Genomic DNA, 12,023 nt, shown 5'->3' with positions numbered 1-12,023 from the left:
CCCGTGGACGCCTCCATGCAGATGAGCCCCGGGCTGCTGCTGCCCGAGATCATCGTCTTTACCGGCGGATTGGCGGTGCTACTGGGCGGATCGTTCCTCCCCCGGCAGCGCCAGTGGATCGCCCGCGCCGCGGCCGCCCTGGCGCTACTGGGCGCCGCGACCGCCGCCGCGGTGGCTATGGCCGGGCCTGCGCAAAGCGCCTTTGCGGGTACCTTTGCCGTGGACACCGCCACCGGCGCCGCACGGGTGATAGCCACCCTGGCCACCCTGCTGATCCTGGGGGTGGCCTCCGGGGAGCTCAAGGACTCCCCGCGCGAATCCGACACCTACGCCCTGCTGCTCTTCGCCACCGCCGGGGTGATGGTCCTGGCCGGGATCACCGACCTGTTGGTGCTGATCGTGGGATTCCTGCTGGCCAGCATCCCGCTGTACGGGATCATCGGACTCACCGGCGGCCGCTTGGGCGCCGAGGCGGCGGTCAAGACCTACCTCATGGGGGCGCTGTCCGGGATCCTGCTGATGCTGGGCGTCACCGTGCTCTATGCCCTGGCCGGAGGCACCGACTACGCCCTGCTCCGGGAGGCGTTGCCCACCGCACCGGACGCCGCCGTGGGGACAGGCATCCTGGGGGTGCTGGCCGGGCTGCTGTTCAAGGCCGGCGGGGTGCCGATGCACTTCTGGGTGCCCGACGCCGCCCAGGGCTCCGGGGTCACCGCCGCCACGTTCCTGACCACCGTGCCCAAGGTGGGCGCGCTGGTGGCCGTGTACCGGTTGGTGGCCACGGTCTCCGCCGAAGAGCACTCCTGGTTGCTCGTCGCCGCCCTACTGGCCACCGCCTCGATGTTCCTGGGCAACCTGGCCGCCTACTGGCAGACCGATCCCCGCCGGCTACTGGGCTGGTCGACCGTGGCGCAGGTGGGGTTCCTGCTGGTGCCCGTGGCCGCAGCCGGGCGCAGCGACCTGGCCCTGCCCTCGCTGTTGTTCTACCTGGCCGCCTACGCCGTGACCAACGTCGCCGCCTTTGCCGTGACCGCTGCCCTGCCCGAGCACCGGACGCTCGCCGAATACCGCGGGCTGGCCCGCTCCCGCCCAGGGTTGGGACTGACCGTGCTGGTGGCGCTGCTGGGGCTGGTGGGCACCCCGCCCCTGGCGATCTTCGTGGGCAAACTGACCACCGCCACCGCCGCCTGGGACGGCGGTCACGGGTGGCTGGCTCTGGTGGTGGTGGTCAACAGCGTGATCAGCCTCTTCTACTACCTGCGCTGGTTCGCCCCCGTCTTCGCCCGACCCGACTCCCAAGCCGCCGAGTTCCCCGGACGCGGCGGGATGGCCGCCTGGCCGGCCGTCACGGCCGCGGTCGCCGCGACCGCGAGCCTGGCGCTGGGCGTCCTGGCCGGTGTCCTGTGGGCTGCCCTCGACGGCCCCGGGATCCTGTAGGGCTGGGAGCGGCAGCCTTCCCCAGCCGGAAGGGGCGTCGAGTAGGTGCGGGAGGGAGCCGGGGGCCGTACAGGAGAGCCCGCTTATAGGAGAGAACCCCCTAGATCGTCGGTTGTCGCCGTAGGACCTAAGTCGCACACCCAGTCGAGCAACGACTACAGCGGCGCCGCGGGTTCAGCCAATGGCGCTGAGGAGGTCGCTGCAGGCCTTTTCGCAACGACGGCAGGCGTCAGCACACAGCTTGCAGTGCTCGTGCATGTCGGCGTGAGCCTCGCAGTCTTCGGCGCAAGTAGCGCACGCGGCACGGCAGGCCTTGAGCAACTCGGTGACCACGGTCAGGTTGCTGCCCGTTCGGCGACTCAGGACGGAAGCGGTGGCGACGCAGACATCGGCGCAGTCGAGATTGGTACGGATGCAGTTCCGCAGGTCGGCAACCGCCTCTTCTGCCAAGCAGGCGTCCGCGCCGTGCGGGGAATCAAGGTAGGTCCGGTGCCAGCGACGCATGAATCGTGGCCCCAGGCCGGGGAAGAAACCGGCCGGTAGCTGTTCAACGTGCAACTGCGCGGTCGCGCCGAGATCAGCGATCGTGGCGTACCGCAGCACGAGATCGTCCTCCGTCGCCGGTCCCGGCCGTGGGCAAGGCGCCGTCCGCGCACGGTAGAGCAGGCGGTAGCGCCACGTCGGTCGACACATAAGCTGACTCCCTTCTTCGGTCAAATCAGACCGGGCCCGGCCACTTGCGCGCCGGAAATGCCGGCTCGGTTAGTGGGAGAGCGGCCAGAGCTCGGAAACTCGACAGTGAAACTTGCATCTCGGCCGGGCCCGTCACTGTGCGCTCGAATGTTCCCGCCGTGGGCTTCGACGAGTGCGCGAGTGATGGTCAGGCCGATACCGCTGCCGCCACTGGGGCGCTCAGTCCTCGTAGACGAAGGACACGGACCATTCGCCGTTGAGGATCGACGGCTCACCGGCTTTGTCATAGAAGATCGGGACCGACCGGATGGCTAGGCCCTCGATGGGGCCATGCTCCGGGGTGCTCACCGGAATGAGTAGCTCGCCGGCACCGCCAGCCTCGACGATGTACTCGTTGGTACCGCCCTGACGCACCTCGTAGACGTTCATCGTCGACTCGCGCAGCTCGGTGGACAATCGGACGGTCAGTGTGTGCTCGCTGCGCACCACGAATTCGGGCACCGGGTTGGTGAAGGAGTTGCCGTCCAGGTCGGTCGCGGTGAAGGGCAGAGCCTTGACGGTGCTGCGGTCGGTGGCCACGGTGATCTCCGACAGCACACCGAACCGGGCTTCCGACCCCTTCCACGCCCCCAGGATGGCGGCGATCATGATGATCATCCACGCCAGGATCGCCCAGGTGGCCGGGCGGACACGGCGGCCGGTCAGTTCGGATTCATTGCGGGAGCTCACAGTTTCGTTCTGCCGATCTCTTCGTAGTCGGACTCAGGGAGCCACCGGCTTCCCCGAGGTGCCGCGAACGGTTCCACCTAGCCCAGTGTGGTTACCCGGCTCGCCTCGCACGGTGCCAAAAAGCGTCTCCTGCCCGAGTCGGACCGGGGCGATAGCCGGCCCCGTTTCTTTCATTTCGCGGAGTTGGATGCTGCGCTTTCTAAAGCAGATATCGAGGCTGCGAAGTGCTCCTCAACCGTTCAGTTCAGGCCAGCATAGGAGTGCAGACCGGAGACCACGATGTTGATAAAGAACAGATTGAAGATGAGCACCGCAAACCCGGCGAGGTTGATCCAAGCGGCCTTCTTGGGGCCCCAGCCACTGGTGGCACGGGCGTGCAGATAGCCGGCGTAAAGGACCCAAGAGACGAAGGAGGCAGTCTCTTTTGGGTCCCAGCCCCAGAAGCGACCCCACGCGCCCTCGGCCCAGACAGCGCCCAGCAGGATGCCCACGCTGTAGATCGGGAATGCGATCACAGCGGTGCGATAGGCCAGTCGGTCGAGAGTGTCGGCATGCGGTAGTGGGCGGGAAAGCCCAGAGCTCCAGCCCGTTTCCTGACCCTGCGGTTGCCACACCCGGATCAGGTACATGATCGAGGCGACGCCGGATATCAGCAGTATGGCCGATCCCAGCGAGATGATCGAGACGTGGATGGGCAGCCAGTACGACTGCAGTGCCGGCACGACGGGAGAGGCTTCGGAATACAGGTTGGTGCCGCCGAAAAACAGCAGGATCAGAACCGGTACCAGTACGAATGGCCAGGCCACCTGTAGGGCCGGCTTGCGCAGGAAAATCAGCCCGGCGCCCACTCCCAGCAGCGTGGTGGCCAGAATGAACTCGTACATGTTGCCCCACGGGAAGCGACCTGTGGCCACCCCGCGCAGGATCAGCGCAGCCGCTTGGAAGAGGAAGGCGATGATGATGAATAGCTGTGCGATCCGTGCCCAGCGGACACTGCCTGCGGACTCACGGTCCTCGTCTCCGGTGTCGGTGAGAGAGGTTGATTCTGTGAGCCCGGGCCCACCGGCACCCACTAGGTTCCGGCTTGATTTAGTCACCTTGGCTACCCGGAATCCGGCGTAGTAGATCAACGATGCGACAAGCGCCAGCACGTATAGACCGAACGCGGACCTATACGCCAGGTCGCTGTAGGTGGAGAGCGTCTCGTTGACAGGCAGTCCCTGCGCGAGAATTACAGTGTTCACCGGATGTTGTCCTTCCACGAAGCGTCGGGGTCGTCGCCTCGACTAGATGCAGTGTCGCCAGGTTCGGGAAATACGGGTGTAGCAGTAGCAATGGTGACCAGCCGGTCCCGGAGGTCATCGAATTCCCGGCCCCAGCCCGATCTGTCCGTCTTAGCGAGGCCACCCAGGTCGACGCGGGTCGCCTGGGCCCCGTCGACGATGATCCGTGCCCAGATCCTTCGGCGACGGACCATCAACGACAGGACGAGTCCACCCACCATGACGGCAGCGAACACGCCAACCCAGATCTGAGTAGGGTCCTCCGAGATCTGGATGTTGATGAACTCGTCGGCTCCGTCGAAGCGAACCTCGGTGCCATCGGGCAAGGTCGTGGATTCGCCGGGCATGAGGTTGACGCGGGCCCTACGCTCCAACGCGCCCGACTCCATAAGGTCGGGGTCCAGCGAGAAGATCGACTGTGCGCCGCCATTGTCCAGGCCGGCGTTGCCCTGGTAGACGTCGATCGCCACCGCCGGGTCGTCCATCCGCGGGAAACGGGAGCTGAGTATGGTGCCGTCGAACGAGGCGGTCGGTGCGAACAGCCCCTGGATGGCGATCTGCTGCTCAAGGCGGTCGTCGATGTCCGGGTACATGCCGGCTGGCGGATCAAAGCGCATGATGCCGGAGGAGAGAAAAGTCAACAGGTCCGTCGGTTGCCATTGCACTGTGTCTGTACGGGTCTCGCCGTTGGGGAACGTGACCGTGAACGTGGGCGCGAAGCCGTGACCTTGGAGGTAGACACGGGTGCCGCCGATGCGCAGCGGGTGGTTCACCTGCAACGTGTAGGGATCCCATGTGTCTGGATCGGTGGTAGTGACCTCCTCGCTGAAGCGAATGTTGGAGGTGAACATCTCCGCCTGGCCATTAGGTAGATAGTCGGTACGGAAGTCTTCGACCTTGATACAGAACGGCGCCAAATCAGTGCCGTCTACCAGCAGACCAGCCCGGAAGGAGTCGTACGCACTAGGCGTGGTGTTGCAGAAGGCTGGCGATTCCTCGTTGGCGATGATCACCCGCATGCCCTCCGCGTACACGAACTTGCCGGCCGCGAATGCGATGAGCAGGAACAGCAAGCCGAAGTGGAATACGATGTTGCCCACCTCGCGCGCATACCCGCGCTCCGCGGACAACTCGATGCCGCCCGACACGCGACCGTCCCCGTTGTTGCGACGGACCCGCCAGCCCTTGAGGCTCTTTTGGACCTGGTCCGCGGCCTGCTCCGGCGTTGCCGTGGTCCGGTACGCCGCATGATGCGGCAGGCGTGCAAGGTTACGCGGGGCAAGCGGCGGCGGGGCCTTGAGTTGTTTGACCAGATCAATCGACCGCGGCGTCAGGCAGCCCACCAGCGATATAAACAGCAACACGTACACGGCTGTGAACCACCAGCTGGAGAACACGTCGAACAGCTGGAGCTTGTCGAAGAACTCTCCCAGCCAGCCGTTGTCCGCGATGTACTGATTGACGTTTCCCTGGTTGAGGCTGCGCTGCGGCAGGAGTGCCCCCGGTATCGCCGCCACCGCCAGCAGAAATAGCAGGATCAATGCCGTGCGCATCGCGGTGAGAGTGCGCCATGAATTCCGCAGGAACGCGGTGACCGGAGCCATCCTAGGCACTGATATGAGTCCCCTCTGCCGTTCCCGGCGAGACGAACCGGAACGAGGGGCAACTGTGGTGGGGCGTCACCGGCTTCATAGCATCATCAGTACCGCTCTAGCACGCATAGTCACATCTGGAGATTGTGCTTCGCCGACCCCATTGATTCGGTGGAGGTTTGATGAAGCTCTGATCAAGATGGAGCACGCGATAGGCGCCAGTGGCAGACCTACGACGATGATGGGCCTTATGTCCACATCCGATTCTCGAGACACCGGACCTGAAGGCGAGTCCCCGACCACGCGCGCGACCGCAGGGCTGCGGGCGATGGTCGTCGAAGACGAGCGTGAGCTCGCCGATCTCATCGGTACCTATCTGACCCGCGAGGGCTTCGACATCACGATCGTTCACGACGGGCAGGATGCAGTCGACCTGATCCGGCAGATTGATCCCGACGTCGTCGTGCTAGACCTCGGCCTTCCGCGACTGGACGGCGTCGAAGTGTGCCGCCAGTTGCGCACCTTTTCCGATGCGTATGTCGTCATGCTCACCGCCCGCACCGAGGAGGTCGATACCCTCATCGGACTGTCCGTGGGAGCCGACGACTACATGACCAAACCGTTCAGCCCACGAGAGCTCATGGCCCGCATCCAAGTCATGCTGCGCCGTCCTCGATCGTCTACAGCCTTACGCTCCCCGTCTGCGGCCTCCGAACGCAGAGAGCTGCGAAGGATTGGGGCACTGGCGATCGACGTCGAAGGCCGCGAGGTCACCGTCGACACCACCCCGGTTCAGTTGACCAGGACCGAGTTCGACCTCTTGGCGGCACTGACGCGAGACCCCGGCTTGGTGCTGTCCCGGACGCAGTTGATCAGTGCCATCTGGGGGCCTGACTGGGTCGGCGACACGCACCTGGTTGATGTCCACATCGCGCACCTCAGACGCAAGCTCGGAGACACTGCGTCCCGGGGCGCGTACATCCGCACCGTCCGCGGTGTCGGCTACCGCACCGGAGATGGTCAGTGAGCCGGATCGATCTGGGTGACAACGTGACGCGCCTCAAGCGGTGGTTCACCACTGCCACCTTCGGTACCCGGCTACTGGCGGCGCTCGCTTTTGTGATGATCGGTTTCGCAGTCAGTGCCTGGGTCGTCGCCGCAATACTTGCCCCCGGGATCTTCCACGAGCATCTGGAGATGGCCGGACTGTCACAGAACTCCTCCGAAGCAGCCCATATGGAGGAGGCATTCAACTCGTCAATAATGCTGTCTTGGTCGATCGCACTGGCGGTATCGGTGATCTTGTCGCTGGCTGTCAGCGGCTACATCGCCCGCCGCGTTCAACGATCGATCTCCCCGGTCACCCGATCAGTCCAGCAGATCGCCGGTGGACGATACGACTCACGAGTGCACGAGCCGGGAATAGGTCGTGAATTCGACGATCTTGTCGCCAGCTTCAACGAACTGGCACGACGACTAGATGCCACCGAAACCACACGCCGGCGGATGCTCTCAGATCTTGCACACGAGTTGCGGACTCCCCTGGCCACGCTCGAGTCCCACCTGGAGGCGATCGAAGACGGCGTCCGTGCACTCGACGACGACACGCTGCGCATTCTGCGAACCGCGACTGGTCGGCTAGGCCGGCTCGCTCACGACGTCAGCGCGGTGTCCCGAGCCGAAGAACACCTCACGCGTCTCATCCCCATCGGTACCGACACTCGCAGCATTATCGCGGCCGCGATCGACGCCCTGCGCCCCGAGTACTCGCACAAGAATGTGATGCTCCAAGCGCGTATTGATCAGGCAGTACCGATCACTGTCGACAGTGATCGAATCAACCAGGTCCTGACCAACCTTTTGCACAACGCGCTCCGCCACACCGATTCAGGTGGGATGGTCACCGTCACCAGTCGCCTACACAACGGGAACGTGGAGATCACTATCGCCGACACTGGTGAAGGCATCGCAGCGCAGCACCTCGACCACATTTTTGACCGCTTCTACCGCGTCGACACCGCACGCGACCGGGCACACGGAGGAAGCGGCATCGGACTCACCATCACCCGTGCACTCGTCGAAGCCCACGAAGGCCATATCCGCGTTCACAGCGACGGGCTCGGCCGCGGCGCCCGATTCACGATCTCCTTACCGCAGACCCCGGCTCATTCCAAGGGCTGACTCAGTTGGTCGCGATATCGTTTTCCCGGAGCCACTCGATGGGGTCGGCGCGCTCCCGTCCCTCGTTCAACCACACCTCGAAGTGCAAGTGCGACCCGGTGGAAAAGCCACGACTTCCCATGAGGGCAATCGTCTGTCCAGCCTGTATACGCTGGCCCGTGGACACGAGAACCTCTTCCATGTGTCCATAAACGGTCATCGTGCCCTCATCCGACAGCAGTCGGACCCAATTGCCGAACCCTTGCGCCGGGCCGGCATCGATGACGGTCCCGTCAGTCGCCGCCACGATCGGGGTTCCGATCACGTTTGCGATATCGATGCCGCCGTGGAGTGCGCCCCAGCGTTGGCCGAATTCAGACGTGAGGGTCCCGACTGTCGGCATCGCTGCTGTTGGACGGCGCGCGGTCTCCTCGGCAACTTGCCGGCGAGCGTCGATTTCGGTGCCTGCCGCCAATGACGACACCATGGCGGCAGCGCTCTCCAGCGGGAGGTCGCCTTGCACCGCAACGGGCCCAGGCAGTTCAGCCGTGGGAAGGGCTATGTCTCCAGACTGGCCAGCAGGACTGATCGACTCCTCGTGCGCGATGAGGTGAATGTGCTCACCACCAGCCTCTGTGTGCTGGTCCACTAGAAAACTTATCGAGGACACGATGGCCCCGGCGGCGACAGTGACGACGACGACCTGATCGCGTAACTCGGGCCGGGCGGAGGGTTGGCGATGCGTACCGCCACCTCGAGGGCGACCAGAACTCGCCCAGATGTCGACAGTTAAAGGGTGTGCCTTGCGGCGTGCACGTCTTCGCTCCACTGCCGCCGTGTCTCCCCTGCCGCTATACCGTGATGGTTTCGTGATGTGACTTCTGCTCGAACTTAGACGAGCAGAGTCCGCCGTCGCAAGAAGTGGGGGCCTCGTCACCCGTGTCGACGAACGACCGGGAGCGGCCCCCACCAGCGTGCATCGTGCCTAGAGTCTCCCTCTGACCACAGCCTCTGGCAGCGTTCATCAAGCTGCCTGTTGCGAGTGTCAGGGACTACGTGGGCGACATGGGAAGGCCTTCGGAAGCTGGACGTCCTGACAGGCTTCACCCAGGTTCACCCCAACTGGCCGCGCACCAAATCAGCACCGCGTCAGCGACCGTCACGTCCGGGATCTTGATCAGACCTTCATCAAACCCCGACCGAATCAAGAGGTCAGCACAGCACAATCTCCAGATGTGACAGTGCGTGCGGCATTGGGGGACAAGTGGGGCGGGTCGCCGGCCGCCTCCCACCACGAAGAAGTGGACGAGCAGCTCGAGAAAGGGAAAGTGTCGCGATCACAAGATTTACAGATTTCCGGACGATTGTTGTTGCTCGCACGAGCGGTGGCGTTAGTGACAGTCAGCGCCCTCGGACTCCTCTTCACTTCGGCAGGGGTGCTGGTCCAGGACGGCACCAGTCTGGACGTCCACCGCTCGGCCGCCATCGCCCTTCATCTCCTCACCGGCGTGCTGGCTCTGGTTCTAGGGTGGCGCGCGTGGGCTACACGGCGAGGTCGCTGGGCTGCAGTCGTCGCCCTCGTCCTGTTCGGGGCCACGTTCGCCCAAGCGAGCTTAGGGGGCAGCTCGACCTTGGCATTCCACATCGGCGTAGCACTGGTGCTCACGGTCCTGTGTACGTGGCTGGCCGCCTGGACTTTCGGTAGATCACTATACGAGGAGATCGAATGAGACTGCGCAGGACACTCACCGCCTCCGGCACCACCGCCGCCCTGCTCCTAGCTGTGGGCTGCGCCGGGAACGACACGGGCGCGCCAGAGCAGGCAGAGCAGCTCCAGACGGGCGAGAGAGCCGAGAAACAGGTCACGATGGCCGAGGTCCAGCAGAACGATTCGACCGACTCGTGTTGGACCGTGATCGAGAACATCGTCTACGACCTCACCGCGTGGGTCGACCAACACCCGGGCGGGCCGGACCGGATCGAGCAGCTGTGCGGCACAGACGGGACAGAGAGTTTCACCGACCAGCACAGTGGAGCGTCCCAGCCACAATCGCGGCTCGCCGAGTTCCAGATCGGCCAGCTCGCCGGGTGACCCGGCAGATATGCTTCCGATCCGCTCTGTGCGTCCCGGTCGGAGGCATGTGCCGGGCCCCGCTCCGGGGCCGCGCGCGTGGACTCAGCGAGGCCGTGAACGGGTTCGATTCGCTCCCCCCGCGACCTCTGCGGAAGACGAGAGCACACCTCGCGAGCGTGACATGACACCACGACAGAAGAACCGGGGGCCGCAATCGGTGGTACTGCCAGCAGTCGGCCTCAGGATGGGCGGGGTTACCCGAAATCAACCGCGGTCAACGCCTTCTCGGCGGTGGCTAAATAGTCACCCCGTCGGCCGTGCGCTTGGTCGAATGGTGTCGTCATTGGGCGCAGGAATACTGCTGTACACCAGTTTCCCGCCTCTATCCTTGTGGTTTCTCGCCCCGGCCGGTCTTGCCATTTTGGTTCTGTCGGTCCGAGGGATCGGCGTGCGCGGCGCGTTCGGATTGGGATACCTGGCTGGTCTCGGGTTCTTCGTACCTTTACTGCCCTGGGTGGGGGTTTATGTCGGCGCTGTCCCCTGGCTAGCATTAGCGGCGCTACAGGCCGTGGCAGTCGCTGTCTTCGCTGGGGCCACCGCACTGGTGGCGCGGCTGCCCGGGGCTGCACTGTGGATCGCGTGCTGCTGGGTGGCCACCGAAGCGGTTCGAGCGCGCCTGCCCTTCGGTGGGTTTCCCTGGGGCCGGCTGGCGTTCGGTCAGACTGATGGACCATTGCTGGCGATCGCTCAGATCGCTGGGGCGCCAGGGGTGAGCCTGTCCGTTGCACTGGTGGGCAGCGCGACGGCTGCAGTGGTCGTCGGACTTGCTCGGCGCTCCGCCTGGCGCTCGGTGTTGCTGCTCGGGTCGGTGCTTGTGACCGCCTCTGCACTCGGCTCGATGCCCGTCCCTACCGCAGCGGTCACCACCCCCTCTAAAACGGTTGCCCTAGTCCAGGGCAACGTGCCCCGACTCGGTCTGGATTTCAACGCGCAACGGCGCGCTGTACTGGACAATCATGTGGCTCGTACCGACGCTCTCGCCGCCGAGGTCGCAGCGGGGGTGAAGCCCGCACCGGATCTGGTGATCTGGCCGGAGAACGCATCAGACATCGACCCGTTTCGCAATGCCGACGCTGCAGAGCGGATCGATGCGGCCACAGAGGCGATCGGCGCTCCGATCCTTGTGGGGGCGGTGGTGTCCACTGGCTCCGGTACCACCCGAAATACAGCGCTGGTGTGGGAGCAAGGAACAGGACCTGGCGATGCGCACGACAAAAGACGCCTGGTTCCATTTGGTGAATATCTGCCAATGCGATCGATCGTGAGCAAGCTTTCGCCTTATGCCGCGCAGGCGGGCAACTTCGTGCCCGGTAACGGCGATGGTGTGGTGACCATCGATGAGACACCGCTCGCTGTGGCCACCTGTTATGAGGTCGCGTTCGATGATCTGGTGGCCGAGTCGGTTCGGTCGGGGGCGCAGTTGATCGCGGTACCAACGAACAATGCAACCTTCGGCGATACCGACATGACCTATCAGCAGCTGGCGATGTCGCGGCTGCGCGCTGTCGAACACAACCGCACGGTGGTGGTAGCGGCCACCAGCGGTGTCAGCGCGATTATCGCGGCGAATGGCGATGTCCTCGAGCAGACCGAAATGTTCACTGCCGATGCCCTCGTCGCACAGGTCCCGCTCAATACCGAGTTCACACTTGCCACCCGATTACGTTCAATTCCTGAACTCATCATCACGGTCACCGCAGTATTCGCGATGCTGGTGGGGTGGATTACTAGCCGCCGTCGGCGGGGCTGAGATCCCCGGCCATGAGTGCGCGCCGATATCGGGAGCGGACCCGTCGTCGGCCGGGCCGGCTGCAGGCGCTCAACGTGAGCATGTCGGGCAGGGCGGGGTAAGTCCCGTGGAGTGGTGGGGTTTCGGGGCTCGCGATCTGGCTGACGATCGTGAATCGCCCCGGGTTTGATGGAGACATCGAATACCCGGGAAGGGATCATCAGAACCATGGGAGCACCGCGCAAGTACCCAGACGAGCTTCGTGA

Annotated in this window: 11 protein-coding genes and 1 pseudogene; 6 read left to right on the top strand and 6 right to left on the bottom strand. The window is 64.4% G+C overall.

Annotated elements, in window-relative coordinates; all coding sequences use genetic code 11:
- The first annotated feature begins 15 nt into the window (after positions 1-15).
- A complete protein-coding gene (locus tag ACWIE7_RS13225) occupies positions 16-1,437 on the top strand; it encodes an NADH-quinone oxidoreductase subunit N (protein WP_031264732.1) in 1,422 nt (473 codons plus the stop codon).
- A gap of 174 nt (positions 1,438-1,611) precedes the next feature.
- Here ACWIE7_RS13225 and ACWIE7_RS13220 read toward each other — a convergent pair whose 3' ends face one another.
- From ACWIE7_RS13220 to resB, 5 genes and pseudogenes are all read right to left on the bottom strand, one after another.
- Positions 1,612-2,040 carry a four-helix bundle copper-binding protein gene (locus ACWIE7_RS13220; protein WP_007626378.1) on the bottom strand — a complete coding sequence of 143 codons (429 nt, stop codon included), beginning with the start codon at positions 2,038-2,040 and terminating at the stop codon, positions 1,612-1,614.
- Between the two features lie 110 nt (positions 2,041-2,150).
- Positions 2,151-2,351 (bottom strand): annotated as a pseudogene (locus tag ACWIE7_RS13215) (ATP-binding protein); the annotation flags it as partial.
- Positions 2,350-2,859, bottom strand: a complete 510-nt coding sequence (locus ACWIE7_RS13210) for a DUF2771 family protein (RefSeq protein WP_007626376.1) — start codon at positions 2,857-2,859, stop codon at positions 2,350-2,352. The gene ACWIE7_RS13210 and the pseudogene ACWIE7_RS13215, both read right to left, overlap by 2 nt.
- Before the next feature lie 239 nt (positions 2,860-3,098).
- Positions 3,099-4,103, bottom strand: coding sequence for a c-type cytochrome biogenesis protein CcsB (gene ccsB, locus ACWIE7_RS13205; protein ID WP_017836393.1), 1,005 nt, complete (start codon positions 4,101-4,103; stop codon positions 3,099-3,101).
- Entirely contained in the window at positions 4,100-5,695 is a 1,596-nt protein-coding gene (gene resB, locus ACWIE7_RS13200; RefSeq protein WP_454069449.1) for a cytochrome c biogenesis protein ResB, read from the bottom strand. The genes ccsB and resB overlap by 4 nt, the downstream gene beginning before the upstream one ends.
- A 367-nt stretch (positions 5,696-6,062) precedes the next feature.
- Between resB and ACWIE7_RS13195 the strand changes: the two genes are divergently transcribed.
- Both ACWIE7_RS13195 and ACWIE7_RS13190 read left to right on the top strand, forming a co-directional pair.
- Complete coding sequence (locus ACWIE7_RS13195) at positions 6,063-6,761, top strand: response regulator (RefSeq protein ID WP_454069468.1); 699 nt, start codon at positions 6,063-6,065, stop codon at positions 6,759-6,761.
- Positions 6,758-7,915 (top strand): sensor histidine kinase, encoded by a 1,158-nt coding sequence (locus ACWIE7_RS13190; RefSeq protein WP_454069448.1) that lies wholly within the window; start codon positions 6,758-6,760, stop codon positions 7,913-7,915. Before ACWIE7_RS13195 ends, ACWIE7_RS13190 begins: the two co-directional genes overlap by 4 nt.
- A 1-nt stretch (position 7,916) precedes the next feature.
- Here ACWIE7_RS13190 and ACWIE7_RS13185 read toward each other — a convergent pair whose 3' ends face one another.
- A complete protein-coding gene (locus tag ACWIE7_RS13185) occupies positions 7,917-8,543 on the bottom strand; it encodes a M23 family metallopeptidase (protein WP_454069447.1) in 627 nt (208 codons plus the stop codon).
- A 586-nt stretch (positions 8,544-9,129) separates the two neighbouring features.
- Between ACWIE7_RS13185 and ACWIE7_RS13180 the strand changes: the two genes are divergently transcribed.
- The 3 genes from ACWIE7_RS13180 to lnt all read left to right on the top strand — a co-directional run bounded on the left by ACWIE7_RS13180 (position 9,130) and on the right by lnt (position 11,778).
- Entirely contained in the window at positions 9,130-9,624 is a 495-nt protein-coding gene (locus tag ACWIE7_RS13180; protein WP_454069446.1) for a hypothetical protein, read from the top strand.
- Entirely contained in the window at positions 9,621-9,986 is a 366-nt protein-coding gene (locus ACWIE7_RS13175) for a cytochrome b5 domain-containing protein (protein WP_007626850.1), read from the top strand. The genes ACWIE7_RS13180 and ACWIE7_RS13175 overlap by 4 nt, the downstream gene beginning before the upstream one ends.
- 313 nt (positions 9,987-10,299) lie before the next feature.
- Positions 10,300-11,778: an apolipoprotein N-acyltransferase gene (lnt, locus tag ACWIE7_RS13170; protein WP_454069445.1), complete on the top strand. Its 1,479-nt coding sequence runs from the start codon at positions 10,300-10,302 to the stop codon at positions 11,776-11,778.
- Positions 11,779-12,023: the final 245 nt, after the last annotated feature.

Source organism: Dietzia sp. NPDC055343 (assembly GCF_053645265.1).
This window is presented reverse-complemented; position numbering and strand designations above follow the sequence as displayed.